General features: G+C 49.9%; 11 protein-coding genes and 1 pseudogene. 3 read left to right on the top strand and 9 right to left on the bottom strand.

The genetic code is table 11. The features are described from left to right. Positions 1–27 precede the first annotated feature (27 nt). The 5 genes from LVJ85_RS06305 to LVJ85_RS06285 all read right to left on the bottom strand — a co-directional run bounded on the left by LVJ85_RS06305 (position 28) and on the right by LVJ85_RS06285 (position 8,154). Positions 28–1,527 carry an RNA ligase gene (locus LVJ85_RS06305; protein ID WP_244742649.1) on the bottom strand — a complete coding sequence of 500 codons (1,500 nt, stop codon included), beginning with the start codon at positions 1,525–1,527 and terminating at the stop codon, positions 28–30. A gap of 318 nt (positions 1,528–1,845) precedes the next feature. Next, complete coding sequence (locus LVJ85_RS06300) at positions 1,846–2,403, bottom strand: single-stranded DNA-binding protein (RefSeq protein ID WP_244742646.1); 558 nt, start codon at positions 2,401–2,403, stop codon at positions 1,846–1,848. Next, positions 2,387–3,787, bottom strand: a complete 1,401-nt coding sequence (locus tag LVJ85_RS06295) for an MFS transporter (RefSeq protein WP_244742643.1) — start codon at positions 3,785–3,787, stop codon at positions 2,387–2,389. Before LVJ85_RS06295 ends, LVJ85_RS06300 begins: the two co-directional genes overlap by 17 nt. A 251-nt stretch (positions 3,788–4,038) precedes the next feature. After that, positions 4,039–4,671, bottom strand: a complete 633-nt coding sequence (locus tag LVJ85_RS06290) for a lytic transglycosylase domain-containing protein (RefSeq protein WP_085363750.1) — start codon at positions 4,669–4,671, stop codon at positions 4,039–4,041. A gap of 126 nt (positions 4,672–4,797) precedes the next feature. Beyond that, on the bottom strand, positions 4,798–8,154 hold the full coding sequence (locus LVJ85_RS06285; protein WP_304653907.1) for a DNA translocase FtsK: 3,357 nt from the start codon (positions 8,152–8,154) through the stop codon (positions 4,798–4,800). Between the two features lie 344 nt (positions 8,155–8,498). On the opposite strand from LVJ85_RS06285, the gene LVJ85_RS06280 reads away from it, so the two are divergent. Both LVJ85_RS06280 and metF read left to right on the top strand, forming a co-directional pair. Then, positions 8,499–9,881, top strand: coding sequence for a phosphomannomutase/phosphoglucomutase (locus LVJ85_RS06280; RefSeq protein ID WP_244742640.1), 1,383 nt, complete (start codon positions 8,499–8,501; stop codon positions 9,879–9,881). Positions 9,882–10,172: 291 nt separating this feature from the next. Continuing rightward, positions 10,173–11,021, top strand: coding sequence for a methylenetetrahydrofolate reductase [NAD(P)H] (gene metF, locus LVJ85_RS06275; RefSeq protein ID WP_244742637.1), 849 nt, complete (start codon positions 10,173–10,175; stop codon positions 11,019–11,021). A gap of 88 nt (positions 11,022–11,109) precedes the next feature. On the opposite strand, the pseudogene LVJ85_RS06270 reads toward metF, so the two are convergent. The 4 genes and pseudogenes from LVJ85_RS06270 to leuB form a co-directional block, all read right to left on the bottom strand. Next, positions 11,110–11,250 (bottom strand): annotated as a pseudogene (locus tag LVJ85_RS06270) (lipoprotein signal peptidase); the annotation flags it as partial. Positions 11,251–11,261: 11 nt separating this feature from the next. Continuing rightward, positions 11,262–11,825: a YceI family protein gene (locus tag LVJ85_RS06265; RefSeq protein ID WP_244742634.1), complete on the bottom strand. Its 564-nt coding sequence runs from the start codon at positions 11,823–11,825 to the stop codon at positions 11,262–11,264. 164 nt (positions 11,826–11,989) lie between these two features. Further along, positions 11,990–12,556: a peptidylprolyl isomerase gene (locus LVJ85_RS06260; protein WP_115133448.1), complete on the bottom strand. Its 567-nt coding sequence runs from the start codon at positions 12,554–12,556 to the stop codon at positions 11,990–11,992. 173 nt (positions 12,557–12,729) lie between these two features. Continuing rightward, complete coding sequence (leuB, locus tag LVJ85_RS06255; protein WP_115133449.1) at positions 12,730–13,800, bottom strand: 3-isopropylmalate dehydrogenase; 1,071 nt, start codon at positions 13,798–13,800, stop codon at positions 12,730–12,732. A 126-nt stretch (positions 13,801–13,926) separates the two neighbouring features. Between leuB and LVJ85_RS06250 the strand changes: the two genes are divergently transcribed. Further along, on the top strand, positions 13,927–14,715 hold the full coding sequence (locus LVJ85_RS06250; RefSeq protein ID WP_244742631.1) for an RNA methyltransferase: 789 nt from the start codon (positions 13,927–13,929) through the stop codon (positions 14,713–14,715).

Here is a 14,715-nt window from a genome sequence, read left to right as displayed (position 1 = left end):
TGATGCCTGAGGCCGTCTGAAAATCTTTCAAATGCTGTTTCTAATAAATTCTTGAATAAAGGCAATTTTATCCAGTTCACCCAAACGATTGAACACAGCCTGATGCTCCCGAATATGATCCACCAACGGGTAATATTCCTCATCGACATGACGTTTATCCAGCTTGCGCCCGATATTGCCTTCGTTGCTGCGTCCGAAAAACTTGGAAACCAGATAATACGGCGATTTCAGCTTAAACAATAATTCCTGCGTTTCAGCATCAAACACCATAAACCCTTCATGCTCCACCGTTTTCAGGATTTCTTTCAGACGGCCAAACGTCAGTTTTTCCTGCATTTCAGGGCGTTTTATCTGTACATCGTTTTCAGCATTAAACCGCTCCGCCACAGCATTTAACTCACGCTCGCTAAACTGGCGCCCGGTTCGCACATCAATCATGCCGATCAGAGTTTCGCCAAAATGCTCGTTGATGATATGAACGTCGTTTTCATCGGTGATTTCAAACAAAAAAGTGTGGTTGGGATATTGTTTGAACAGCTTTTCATACTGGGTGCAATGTTCGCGCGTCATCTTCGCAAAATCGCTATCCAGCGAACCTGTGGTGGAATAAATCACCTTCCGGTCAAACGCCGTACCAAAGCTGGGATGCTGCTCGGGCAATTCCACATAAGTGCAGCAGCCGAGAAATCCGTTTACCTTTACCACCGCATCAACCAAATGGCCGTCTGAAATATCAATCGGATAACGGCTGTTTTTTCCGATACGCTCCGAATAGTTAAACACCTTTTTAAAAGGCCGCACAATAATATGGTTGTGCTTATCCATTACCAAACCGCGCATTTCCAGCAGCGCATCATCAAAGCGGTTTTCATAAAACACCTTGCGCGCATATTTAAACACCCGCAATTCCGGATACAGCTTGGCTTGCTTCACCGTAAAATTGCTGCGGCCAAACATTAGATACTCTTCAGTTACAAACGTCTGCCTATCTTCATCAAAAACAGGCCGCTGCTTACCGAAAGATTCCAATTTACCGATATTGGCTTTCACCGCCTCGCTCATAGGCTGCACCGCCTCCACATGGATTTCATCGCGCAAGCGGTTGTTATTCAAGCGCACATAAGCTGCCAGCACATCGCTTTCTTTAACGTCGTGTACATTGCGATAAAAATTGTGCATACGGTAAATTTCCGTTTCAAAACCATGTTTTCGCGCAAGCTGCAACAGCTGGATGCAAGCAGACGATTTTTGATTAGTATTGGAATTCACCACCAAAATATCTGCCTGAAGATTGCTCTGGCCGGTTTTAAACGCCGATTTCATTACCGCCAAACCTTTAGCCTGCGCCTTAGCCAATGCCTCACTCGAGAAACGGTAAATGCCGTCTGAATCGGTCATTTCCATATCGTTTTCAATATGAAAAATCTGGGCATCAGGATATTGATGCCTAAACTCGGCCATCTTTTTATCTGCAAAAGTGGATTTTCCCGAACCTTGATGCCCGCGGATAAGAATAAATTTCTGCATAATCGATTAAATACGTGAACTGTTGTAGATATTGCATATAAAGCAATACATGTGCCAAAAGATATTTTTTAATAAAATATAAACTACCACTTTGATTTTATAGAAAATTTTTATATTCTCAAATTTAAAAGAGACATGTGCATTTTATATTAAATAGTATTAAAGATAGTTTTTAATACTCAAAAGATAAAAATAGATACAAAGCAAAACCGGATACAAAAATAGCCGCTACACAAAATTGTGTGGCGGCTATTTTTGTATGCTCTTCAAACTTCAAGCATGTGCTTAAGCAACATACTGGTGTTTGATTTAATAAGGCTAGAACGGAATATCGTCGTCGATATCATCCACAGGTGCAGCCGGCGCAACGGGAGCTTGACGGCGCGGTGCGGCCGGCGCAACGGGAGCTTGACGGCGCGGTGCGGCGGGCGGTGCGCTTGGCGCTTCTTGTTGGTAAGCAGGAGGCGCACTTTGGTAGTTTTGTTGCGGCGCAGATTGCTGGTAACCTCCTTGTCCGCCGTCATATTCGGCAGAGCCTCCACTGCGCGAACCCAGCATCTTCATTTCGCTGGCGATGATGTCGTAAGCGGTGCGCTCGATGCCGTCTTTGCCTGTGTATTTGCGGCTTTGGATGCGGCCTTCGATATATACCGAGCTGCCTTTGCGCAGGTATTGGCCGGCAACTTCTGCCAAGCGGCGGTAAAGCGTGATGTTGTGCCATTCGGTGCGTTCTTGGCGTTGGCCGCTGTTGCGGTCGTTCCAAACTTCGCTGGTGGCAATGCTGAAATTACACACCGCTTCGCCGTTGGGCATATAGCGCACTTCGGGATCCCGTCCCAAATTACCGATTAAGATCACTTTATTCAATGATGACATTTTCTACTCCTGAACTGATGGCTTCAGCGGCTTTAGGGTCGAAACCTTTTTGCAACGCTTTAATGTAAACGGTTTTTTTGTCCTGACTAAACTGTATTTCTTCTACTGCCTGCAAATTTTTCAATGCCGCGTAAAGGTCTTTTTCCCTGCCTTGCCATGTTTCGCCTACTGTATAACCCATGTTTTTTACCGGGCGGGGTGCAGGCGCAGTAGCGGCAATCAGCAACCATATCAACGTTAGAGCACTGCAAAATATAAAAACACCCGGAAAACCGTAATGTTTCAACAAATAGCCGCCGCAAGCACTGCCGACCACCAAACCGACGGATTGCAAAGTGTTATATACGCCCATTGCCGTACCTTTGAGGTCGGACGGTGCGATTTTAGACACCATGGAAGGCAGGCTCGCTTCCAATATATTGAAACCGATGAAATAAACAATCATACAGATTGTAATCACGGCGATTGAGTTCAAACTGAACATTAAAGCCATTTGAGCGGCAATCACGCATAAAATTCCGCCGATAAACACTTGTTTCAATTTATTGCGCGTTTCACCGATGATAATCAGAGGCACCATCGCAATCAAACCGATTACCGTAGCGGGAAGATACACTTTCCAATGGCGGTTGTCGGCCAAACCTAAATCCGCCAATGCAAAAGGCAGTGAGGTAAACAAAGCCATCAAAGCAGCATGTAGGGCAAATATACCGAAATCCAAACGCAGCAACTGTTTGTTTTTCAATACTTCTCCCAAGCGGGAAGGCAAAGCTTGGGTATCCTCGTGCAAACGCGATTCTTTGGGATCGGGCGTTATCCACGCTACCACGCCGATACTGATTAAAGTGAGCACACCCATCATCGCAAACAGCCCCGGCACGCCAAGCCAACCTACTAACACCGGCGACAATACCAAGCTGACGGAAAAAGTGAGGCCGATGGTCAAACCGATCATCGACATGGCGCGGGTACGCACTTCATCGCGGGTTAAATCGGCAACCAATGCCGTTACTGCCGCACTGATGGCTCCGGCTCCCTGCACGATTCGGGCGGCAACCAACATACCCCAGCTTTCGGCAAAGGCAGCCATAAAACAGCCTATGGCAAACACCACCAATCCGGCGTAAATCACTTTTTTGCGGCCGAACTTATCCGAGGCCAAGCCCAAAGGAATTTGCAGCAGCGCTTGCGTCAAACCGTATGCACCGATGGCCAAGCCGACCATTTGTTTGTCACCGTTTACGCCTTCGAGCGAAGCGGTATATAAAGCCAACACGGGCAAAACCAAAAACATGCCCAGCATGCGCAGTGCGTACACACTGGCTAAAGATGTACTGGCGCGCCATTCTTCAGGAAACATCTGTGTGCGGTTGTTTCTTGCCATAATATTTTTGCCCGACCGAGAAGGAAGTACGGTCAATTGAAATGATAAAAATGCAAACGATTATACACGATTTGACTTGCGTTTCAGACGGCATCCAATGTTCATATCATGTTGCCGAATTTCAAAAACTTATTAGAGCTGCTTGCTACTTGGAAGGCTTTGTTTACGCAACTCGCACAGCTCATTTTCAGACGGCCTTGAGCTTTTCAAGCCTGCCTAAGCTTATCTATGAGGCCGTCTGAAAAAGTGCCTTAACCGTTCCATTGCCAGCGGTTGCGCCACGCTCCGAGCACGGCGTTCGGATATTTATTACTGCCTAAGCTGCCGTTGAAACGCGCCAAAGCACGAACCAAGTTGCCGCGTTCTACATTATTGTAATGGCGCAATATTGTGCAGCCGTAACGCAGATTGGTGCGGATATCAAACAGATTGTGGGAAGGCTGGCCGATATAGTTTTTCCAAAACGGCATTACCTGCATCAAACCACGCGCGCCCACATTACTGATGGCGTATTGCCTGAACGCGCTCTCTACTTCGATCAATCCCAAAACCACTTGCGTATTCAAACCGGCGCGGCTGGATTCATATTGGATGTTAATCAGCAAACGGCGGCGCTCGGCCTCATCGGGAACATAACGGCTCAAGCGTTGCGACATCTCGTTCAGCCAACGCTCGCCTTCTTCCGGCCGGTCAAACACCAAGCGGGCGGGATTCACGTTATTGACCGAACTGCGCATCACGGATGCCACATCGTCCGACAGCGTTTCTTCCCGTTGTGCGCCGGCCAAAAGCAATCGCGGAAAACATAAAAGCGCACCGCCGCCGACCAACAAAAGCCGCCGTTCGGGCGATGCGGGTAAATGAGTCAATGTGTTACGTTTCATACTAATGTGTGTGATATTTTTATTGCTTTTACATTCAAACATTGGGCTTCATTTAGATAAGAAGCCTTGGATGTTTTCAGACGGCCTCTTCAATCTTTCAGGCCGTCTGAAAATATGGTTGGTCAATTAATCCAAATGTTCGCTGCTTTGCGCCAAAACGGTTCGATTGCCGTTGGCTTCAGGTGCCGAAACAATACCGTCTGCCTCCATTTGGTCAATCAGACGCGCGGCACGGTTGTAGCCGATGCGCAGGTAACGCTGCACCGAAGAAATGGTTGCTTTGCGGGTTTTAATCACGCAGGCAACGGCATCGTCGTACATGGGGTCCAGTTCTTCGTCGCCGTTGCGTTGGCCGTTGGCATTGCTGAACATATCGTCGCTGCCTACGCCGGCAGTCAGAATGTCGTCTATATAATCCGGCTCACCGAACTGCTTGAGATACTCAACCACGCGGTGCACTTCATCATCCGCCACAAAAGCCCCGTGAACACGTTTCGGATAGCCTGTGCCGGGCGGTAAGAACAGCATATCACCCTGACCCAGCAGGTTTTCCGCACCCATTTGATCGAGAATAGTACGGCTGTCCACCTTGCTCGACACTTGGAATGCAATCCGGGTCGGAATATTGGCCTTAATCAAACCGGTAATCACGTCCACGCTGGGGCGCTGCGTCGCCAGAATCAAATGGATGCCTGCCGCACGCGCTTTTTGTGCCAAACGTGCGATCAGCTCTTCGATTTTTTTGCCTGCCGTCATCATTAAGTCGGCAAACTCGTCAACCACCACCACGATAAACGGCAATTTGGTCAGCGGCTCGGGTTCTTCAGGTGTTAAGCTGAAAGGATTGGCCAGCGTTTGGCCGCGCGCTGCCGCTTCGGCTATTTTCTGGTTGAAGCCCGCTACATTACGCACGCCCATATGGCTCATCAAACGGTAGCGTTTTTCCATTTCGTTCACGCACCATGTCAAAGCATTGGCTGCCAACTTCATGTCTGTTACCACAGGCGCGAGCAGATGCGGAATGCCTTCATAAATGGAAAGCTCCAGCATTTTCGGGTCGATCATAATCATGCGCACTTCTTCGGGCGAGGCTTTGAACAGCATGGATAAAATCATGGCGTTCACGCCCACCGATTTACCCGAGCCAGTAGTACCCGCCACTAATAGATGCGGTGCTTTGCCTAAGTCGGTAACCACCGGTTCGCCGGTAATGTCTTGACCCAGCGCCAGCGTCAACTTGGATTTGGACTCTTGAAATGCGGTCGAATTGAAAATTTCACTCAACCGTATCATCTGTCGCTTGGGATTGGGAAGCTCCAGCCCCATGCAGGTTTTGCCCGGTATCGTTTCCACCACCCTGATGGAAGACACGCCCAGCGAGCGGGCAAGGTCTTTTTCAAGGTTCATCACCGCATTGCCGCGCACGCCTACATCCGGTTCGATTTCATAACGGGTAATCACCGGCCCTGCGTAGGCATCCATTACTTTCACTTTTACCTTAAATTCGGCCAGTTTCTCTTCGATAGTAATGCTGTTTTCCAGTAGGGCTTCTTCGGTTTGGGTTGCGCTCTGGTCGAATTGCGGCGGCTGGAGTAATGCAACCGTCGGCAATGAAATGTTTGAAGTTTCGGTGTTTACGGTAACCAACGGCCGCAAAGGTGTGTTTGCAGGCATGCCCGAATGTTCAGACGGCCTATCTGCCTGAACTGCTGAAGCTTGTGCGACAGGCTGCTCAAAAACAGCAGCGGGCGTTTCGCTTGAATTTATGGCTTCATGATGGTTTGAGGCCGTCTGAAACTGAGTTGTGCGAATTTCACCAAAACGGCTTTGCTCATGCTCAGGTGCGGATTCCTGCAACAAACGGTCATTAATACTCCAGCCGGGACGGGTGACGACATGTGCCTCTGCATTTTCAGAATACTCGTTAGCAGCAAGCGCACGCGTAATCGGTGTCTTCAACGTATTAATCGACACGGCGGGCTGTGCATCATGAAATACCGGCGGTTCGGGAATATCGATAACTTGACGCTCCACCTCCGGTACGGGTGGCGGCTCCATCACCATTTTTTCCGTTTCAGGCATGGCCGAATACGGCGTAAAACGGGTGGAAATAGGTTGAAGAGCCGACACAGGTTTTGCGGTGGGCTGCAACTGCACTGCATGGCTCTGCTCCACACGCGCCGCATCGGGAATGACGCTTTCACGCATGGCCGTATTGACGCGGCGTATCCGTTGGCGGTTTACGGGCGAATCGGTACGGGCGAGATTGGCAAACACTTCCCCCTCGGGAATGATTTGCGGCTGTGCCGTCTGAACAGGGGCTTGCGCCGATATTTGACGCCGCCGCGCCATGCGCTGTCTTAATAGGTTGGAACGGATGTCGTCTTCGCCTATCGTCTCCGGATTACCCGCTACTTGCTGAACAGATTGGGCAATTTCAGTACGAGGAACGGCATGGGAAAGCTGGCGCACTTCCGACAATACACGCTCGCGGGTGCGCATAACGGCCGGGTCGTCCAAATCAATGGTTTTCAGCTCGACCACGGGCGCAGGCGGCGAGGCTTCTTCTAAAGCCGGTTTGAATTTCCAATTGATTTCCACCACTTCCATATCGGGAGAAGGATTGGAAAAAGGTTTAACAGGCTGTATATCGGTTTCTTTGTCGTGCCATTCCGACAAATGGGTTTCCTGTAAGGCGCGTGTGGCTTCTTCCAGCGTAATCACCGGCAAAGAAGCATCTACCGGCTTGTGTGTGCGGTATTCGTCCTCATCGAAAGCTACATACGGCGCCGGGGCAATGGCCTTACCAGTTACCGAAGTGCGCTTGCGTTCTGTTTTTTGTTCAGACGGCTGCAATACCGCGCCAAACATAGGAATATCGGTTGTCTCTACTTCAGCTTCAACCGATTCGGAAGACGCCGTATCAGCAACGGAACGCTCAACCGGTTCGGCTTTTGCTGCTGCTTGCTCACGGGAAAGGGGCTGCGCTTTTAAGGCGCGAATAGGCGCATCTTGTTCTTCTGTCGATTCAACAGCTTCTGCTCCATCTCCGACTTCCTGAAACTCTTCTTCAGCAGCAACATCGGCTTTTAAAGCCGCTTTGGGAGCGGAAGCAAAAATCGGTAATTCATTGATGGATTCATCGTCTTCAAGCTGCTCTTTTCTTGTACCCGAAGTAGCATCCAATTTACGGCTGTGTTTAGGCGAAAGCGCACGGAATTTTTCGACGGTTTTGTCGTAAACTGCCTTCGCTTCTTCCGCAGCACGATGACTCTGACGGGTGTTTTTCAGATTAGGATCCACACCTCTCAGCACTTTAGCCGGCTTGGTATTTTCCAATCCTTGCGATGAAGATGCTTCTCCGGCTTCATGACGGCTCAGATAAGTCAGCTCGCGCAGCCACTCTTGCTCCTGAGTGTGGCGAACCCACAGCATACCCGCAATCGCGCACAGTAAAACAATCAGTAAAAATGTCCACAACATGAATACAAACAGCCCAGATTTGATTTTGGCAAAGTGCTTATTCTAGCCTGTTTCGCCCTCGAAAAGAACCATTTTCATCTTTGTTGGTAGCTTTTTGTGACAAAGGGTTTGCCCGCACGGCATCAATTATTTGCCATTTAAGGGCTGTACCTGACGTAAGCATGTTCAAACTTCCACCCTAGCCATAACAAGATAAACTTTGGCAACACAAGCCTACTTGCGCCCTATTCTACTTTTCCCGATATTGGTCAGGCCGTCTGAACGGTTTCAGACGGCCTGTTTTGACTATGCTACAATTCCAGCGCAAAGTTTCCGTTCATTCACTTAACTTCAAAGGAATGCTTATGACAACCATCGCCCATGATATTTTCAAAGCCTACGACATCCGCGGCATCGTCGGCAAAACCCTTACCAACGAAGCAGCCTACTTAATCGGCAAAGCCATTGCTGCCAAATCCGCAGAAAAAGGCATCAAAAAAATTGCTTTGGGGCGCGATGGCCGTTTAAGCGGCCCCGAACTGATGGAAAGCATTTCAAAAGGCTTAACCGAAAGCGGCGTAGATGTATTGAACGTCGGCATGGTTGCCACACCCATGCTCTATTTTGCCGCCATCCGCGAATGCGAAGGCAGCGGCGTAATGATTACCGGCAGCCACAACCCGCCCGACTATAACGGCTTCAAAATGATGCTCGGCGGCGACACGCTGGCAGGCGAAGCCATTCAAGAACTGCTGGCCATCATTGAAAACAAGCGCTTTGTTTCAGACGGCCTCGAAGGAAAAGTTACCGAAAAAGACATCTCCGCCGAATACCGTAACCATATCGTCGGCCACATTAAACTCAAACGCCCGATGAACATTGTGATTGATGCCGGCAACGGCGTGGCCGGAGCATATGCAGGCGATTTATACCGCGCCCTCGGCTGTACCGTAACAGAACTTTTCTGCGATGTGGACGGGACTTTCCCCAACCACCATCCCGACCCTGCCAAGCCGAAAAACCTGCAAGATGTGATTAACGAACTGAAAACCGGCGACGCGGAAGTCGGCATTGCTTTCGACGGCGACGGCGACCGATTGGGCGTGGTTACCAAAGAAGGCAACATCATTTATCCCGACCGCCAACTGATGCTGTTTGCCCAAGACGTATTAAGCCGCAATCCCGGCGCGAAAGTGATTTTCGACGTGAAATCCACCCGCCTGCTGACCCCGTGGGTAAAAGAACACGGCGGCGAACCGATTATGGAAAAAACCGGCCACAGCTTCATCAAATCATCCATGAAGAAAAACGGCGCACTGCTGGCCGGCGAAATGAGCGGACACACATTCTTTAAAGAACGCTGGTTCGGCTTCGACGACGGCCTCTACGCCGGTTGCCGCCTGTTGGAAATCCTTTCCGCCGGCAACAACCCTTCCGCCGTATTGAATGCCTTACCACAAAGCATTTCCACGCCCGAGCTGAATATTGATTTGCCCGAAGGCAGCAACGGCCACAAAGTGATTGAAGAATTGGCGCAAACCGCCTGCTTCGATGGCGCGGAAAACATCATCACCATCGACGGCCTGCGCGTAGAATTCCCCGACGGCTTCGGCCTGATGCGCGCCTCCAATACCACGCCGGTATTGGTGTTGCGCTTTGAAGCCGACAGCGAAGAAGCCATCACACGGATTCAAAACCAATTTAAAGCAGTGATTGAAAGCAATCCCGACCTTCACTGGCCTTTGTAATTTCTGTTTTCAATAGTTGAACATATCGTCTGCCATGCCTCATCGGAAGCATTTTTCCGTGCATGGCAGACATCTTTATTTCCCTAAAAATTCAAATCTTTCCCAACAAAATCAATACATAAAAAAATAATTCATATCCAAGCAAATATTTTTCAACTCTTCTTGCCGCTCTTGGTTTTGATTTCAATTTATTTGCGTGCATAATCCCGCTTAAACATTTAATGACCAACCCGATAACACCTCTCCAACAGCCAATCATCGGGATAAACCCGCAAGCCAAAGATTACTATTATGACTTTACATAACCAACAAAGAAAAAAACTCAGCTTTGAATTTTTCCCCACGCGCACGCCCGAAGGCCGTGTCAAACAAGTCATCACCCGAAAACAACTGAGCCAGTTTCACCCCGAATTTTTCTCGTGCACATCCGGTGCGGGCGGCTCGACCCGAGACGGCACCATGCAGGCCATTCAAGACATCTTGAGCGAAGGCATCGCCGCTGCCCCCCACCTGCCCTGCGTCGGCATGCACGCGCAAGAAATTATTGATTTGCTCAACGAATACAAAGCATTGGGCGTTCGCCACATCGTCGCCCTGCGCGGAGACATTCCTTCCGGTATGGGTGCAGGTTCAGACGGCCTGCGCTATGCCAACGAATTGGTTTCTTTGATTAAAACCGAATTCAACAACGACTTCCATATCGAAGTGGCCGCCTACCCCGAATACCATCCCCAATCGCGTAGTGCGGAAGACGACATCAACAACTTCGTGCGCAAAGTCAAAGCCGGAGCCGATTCCGCCATCACCCAATATTTCTATAATGCCGACGCCTATTTCCGCTTTGTGGACGACGTACGCGGCCGCGGCGTGGATATCCCGATTATTCCGGGCATTATGCCGATTGCCAGTTTTTCCAAGTTGTCGCGCTTCTCGGATACCTGCGGTGCCGAAATTCCCCGCTGGCTGCGCCTGAAACTGCAATCTTACGCCGACGACACCGCCTCGATTAAGGCGCTGGCTTTAGATGTGGTAACCGAAATGTGCGAACGCTTACTGCGCGAAGGCGCGCCCAGCCTGCATTTCTATACCCTGAACCAAGCCGGATTGGTATCTACCATTTGTCAGCGTTTGGGTTATTGATAGTAGAAGGCACTTTACTTGCTCTCGCTAAAAGTAAACGGCAAATAGTTTGAGGCCGTCTGAAAATTTCAGACGGCCTCAAATTCATTGGCTGAGACCTTTGCAAAGCCCTCAGATGTGGATGCAGTTCAAGGCGTAGCAGCATAGCGAGTGCAGACATATCATATAGATAGGCAAACGAGCGAGCAGCGCACAACGCAGAAATGCGCCGCAGATGAGGGCTTTGCAAAGGTCTCTGGCTTACTGCTTAGCAGCTTCTATCCGAATATCGACTTTAACCTTTTTCGACATTCCCGTAGTTGCCAGTGAATCAATGCCCCAGCGGGTGCGGTCTATCTCGGTTTTAAAGTCCCCTCTACACACTTCTTTTTTCAGCGCAACGTGTTGATAGCATTTGAATTGCGTTGCTTTCAAAGTAACCGGCGCGGTTTTGCCCCGCATGGTCAAACTGCCGGAAACCGCATCTAGCCTGCTGCCTTCGAAATGAAAACGTGTGGAGCGAAAACGGATTTGGGGATATCGGGCAGCATGAAACAGCTCGGCACTTTTCAGATAATCATTGACTTTCTCACTACCCGAGCGGACGGTATCGACAGGGATGACGATGTCGGCAAAACCGGTTTTGCTTTGCGGATTAAACTGCATGTTACCGCTCAAATGGTAAAAGCCTGCGCTTTGCTCACCGGTAGCGAAATGATCCACACTTAAGCGCGCGTGGGTATGTTTGCTGTTGATGGTATAAGTGGCTGCACCCACCGTAGAAACAGCCAAGCTGATGGCGGCAGCAAACAGATGTTTTTTCATTATTTTCCAATCAACATGTTGCGGCTTTAACGGCATTAAGCGGCATTTTTCAGACGGCCTCACTCACCGCTTAAAGTAAAAATGTTCTTGTGTTTATTGTTGCAACACAAAAACGCCTCAAAGGCGTTTTTGTGTGATTAGGCATTTTAAAGTGAAATCAACCGTTATTTGATGATGCTCACTTTTTGAATCACGATCGGCTTCACAGGAATATTTTGGTGATAGGCCTGATCGGTGGTTTGCACTTTGGCGATTTTATTAACCACGTCCATGCCGGCGGTCACTTTACCGAATACGGCATAGCCGTAACCTTGTACGGTTTTGTTTTTAAAGTTTAAAAAGTCGTTATTGGCGACATTGATAAAGAACTGGCTGGTGGCGGAATTCGGATTGGCCGTGCGCGCCATGGCGATGGTGCCGACGGTATTTTTCAAGCCGTTGTCGGCTTCGTTCACAATCGCTTTATCGGTGGCTTTTTGCGTCATATCCGCCGTGAAGCCGCCGCCTTGCACCATGAAACCGTCGATCACGCGGTGGAAAATCGTGCCGTTGTAAAAGCCTTTTTGTGCATAGTGAACAAAATTGGCTACGGTTTTCGGGGCTTTTTTCTCGTCCAGCAACAGTTCGATTTTGCCCATATTGGTATCAATCACGGCACGGGTGTCTGCCTGCGCGGCAAAAGCCGGCAACAAAACCAAGCCGGCCAAAATCAGTTTTGCGGTGTTTTTCATCTTTGTTTCCAAATAGCTTTGTTTGTGAAATGGCTGAATTATCGTGTCTTTTGAGATAAGTTGGCGTAAACGGATTGTAAAAAGGCCGTCTGAAAAGATTAAACAGTTTCAGACGGCCTCTTGCGGCCTTTTTATGTTGCTTTTATGCAAAAATCATTCAGGTTTGCTGCCGGTTACAGCGCAGCCAAAACGGCATTGCCCATTTCGGAGCAGGAAACGAGTTTGCAGCCTTCTTCAAAAATATCGCCGGTGCGGAAGCCTTGCTCCAATACGGTTTGAACGGCGTTTTCGATGCGTTTGGCTCCGGCTTCGTCGTTCAGGCTGTAACGCACGAGCATTGCCAGCGAAAGAATGGTTGCCAGCGGGTTGGCTTTGTCTTGGCCTGCAATATCGGGGGCGGAACCGTGCGAAGGTTCGTACAAACCTTTGCCGGTTTCGTTCAAAGACGCAGACGGCAGCATGCCGATGGAGCCGGTCAGCATCGATGCCTGATCACTCAAAATGTCACCGAAAATATTGCCGGTGGCAATCACGTCAAACTGTTTCGGCGCGCGCACAAGCTGCATGGCGGCGTTGTCGACATACATATGCGAAAGCTCGACATCGGGATAATCTTTTGCCGTTTCGGTAAAGATTTCTTTCCACAGTTCGGTGGTTTCCAGTACGTTGGCTTTGTCAACCGAGCACAATTTTTTATTGCGTTTCTGTGCAGCTTCAAACGACACTTTGGCGATGCGGCGGATTTCGCTTTCACTGTATTTCATGGTGTTGAAGCCTTCGCGCTCGCCGTTTTCCAGCGTGCGGATGCCGCGCGGTTCGCCGAAATAAATATCGCCGGTAAGTTCGCGCACAATCAGAATATCCAAGCCGGAAACCACTTCGGGTTTGAGTGTGGAAGCGTTGGCCAATTCTTTATACAGAATGGCGGGGCGCAGGTTGGCAAACAGATTTAAATCTTTGCGGATGGCCAGCAAACCGCGTTCGGGGCGGAGCGGACGGTCGAGGTTGTCGTATTGCGGGCCGCCGACTGCGCCGAGCAACACGGCATCGGCTTCGCGGCAGAGCTTTTGCGTAAATTCGGGATAAGGATGGCCGTATTCGTCGTAAGCGGCACCACCGAGCGGGGCGTATTGATATTCGACATCGAGGCCGTCTGAAATCAATTTGTCTAACACGCGCACGGCTTGGGCGATAATTTCGGGGCCGATACCGTCGCCGGGAAGAATGGCAATTTGTTTGGTCATTTAGGATTCCTCTATATTTTCTTGATCAAACCGGGAATGGTTTATTGGACTTGAAACAGACGGATATTAGCACAAACCACCCTATCCATCAGGCAAGGCCGTCTGAAAAACATTATAATGCCGCCCATGAAACTGATTACCTCCGCCCGCAACGAACAACTCAAGCATCTGTCGAAGCTGCTTTCCCAAGCCAAAGCCCGCCGCCAACACGGGCAAACGGTGCTGGAAGGCATACATCTTTTGCAGTCTTACCTGCAAAGCAGCAGGCAACCCGTGCAGGTTTATATTCCCGAAGCCAAAAAAGATTTGCCCGAAATCAGTGCTGCGGTAAAACATCTGCCGTCGCAAAGTCTGACTCTGGCGGCAGACGGCGTGCTGTCTAAAATCTCCGGCCTAGCCGAAGCCGAAGACCTCATTACGCTGATTGATATTCCCGTTCAGACGGCCTTACCCACAAAAGGCGACTGCGTTGTTTTGGAGCGCGTGCAAGACCCCGGCAATGTCGGCACCATCATGCGCAGTGCCGCGGCGGCCGGAGTGAAGCAATTGATTTTAAGCCACGACTGCGCCGACGTATGGGCACCGAAAGTATTGCGGGCCGGCATGGGCGCGCATTTTTTACTGGACATCCACGACCGCGCCGACCTGCCCGAGTGGAGCCGACTCTACACCGGCAATATTTGGGCAACCGCCTTATCCGAAACCGACAACCACAACCTCTACGACATGCGCCTGACCGAGCCTGCCGCATGGGTGTTCGGCAACGAAGGCAGCGGCATCAGCCCCGAAATACGCCGACATGTGTACGGCTGCGTCAAAATCCCCATGCTCGGGCAAACCGAATCATTAAACGTCGCGATGGCGGCAACCGTATGTTTATTTGAACAAATGCGCCAAAGGCTGTACGCCGCCTAA

This window comes from Neisseria sp. Dent CA1/247, from assembly GCF_022870825.1.
Classification (GTDB): domain Bacteria; phylum Pseudomonadota; class Gammaproteobacteria; order Burkholderiales; family Neisseriaceae; genus Neisseria; species Neisseria zoodegmatis.
The sequence above is the reverse complement of the archived record's forward strand: the minus strand, read 5'-3'. Positions and strand labels throughout refer to the sequence as shown.

Coding starts and splice junctions, on each gene's coding strand:
- LVJ85_RS06305 (WP_244742649.1), bottom strand. CDS start 1,527: ATGCAGAAATTTATTCTTATCCGCGGGCATCAAGGTTCGGGAAAATCC.
- LVJ85_RS06300 (WP_244742646.1), bottom strand. CDS start 2,403: ATGTCATCATTGAATAAAGTGATCTTAATCGGTAATTTGGGACGGGAT.
- LVJ85_RS06295 (WP_244742643.1), bottom strand. CDS start 3,787: ATGGCAAGAAACAACCGCACACAGATGTTTCCTGAAGAATGGCGCGCC.
- LVJ85_RS06290 (WP_085363750.1), bottom strand. CDS start 4,671: ATGAAACGTAACACATTGACTCATTTACCCGCATCGCCCGAACGGCGG.
- LVJ85_RS06285 (WP_304653907.1), bottom strand. CDS start 8,154: ATGTTGTGGACATTTTTACTGATTGTTTTACTGTGCGCGATTGCGGGT.
- LVJ85_RS06280 (WP_244742640.1), top strand. CDS start 8,499: ATGACAACCATCGCCCATGATATTTTCAAAGCCTACGACATCCGCGGC.
- metF (WP_244742637.1), top strand. CDS start 10,173: ATGACTTTACATAACCAACAAAGAAAAAAACTCAGCTTTGAATTTTTC.
- LVJ85_RS06265 (WP_244742634.1), bottom strand. CDS start 11,825: ATGAAAAAACATCTGTTTGCTGCCGCCATCAGCTTGGCTGTTTCTACG.
- LVJ85_RS06260 (WP_115133448.1), bottom strand. CDS start 12,556: ATGAAAAACACCGCAAAACTGATTTTGGCCGGCTTGGTTTTGTTGCCG.
- leuB (WP_115133449.1), bottom strand. CDS start 13,800: ATGACCAAACAAATTGCCATTCTTCCCGGCGACGGTATCGGCCCCGAA.
- LVJ85_RS06250 (WP_244742631.1), top strand. CDS start 13,927: ATGAAACTGATTACCTCCGCCCGCAACGAACAACTCAAGCATCTGTCG.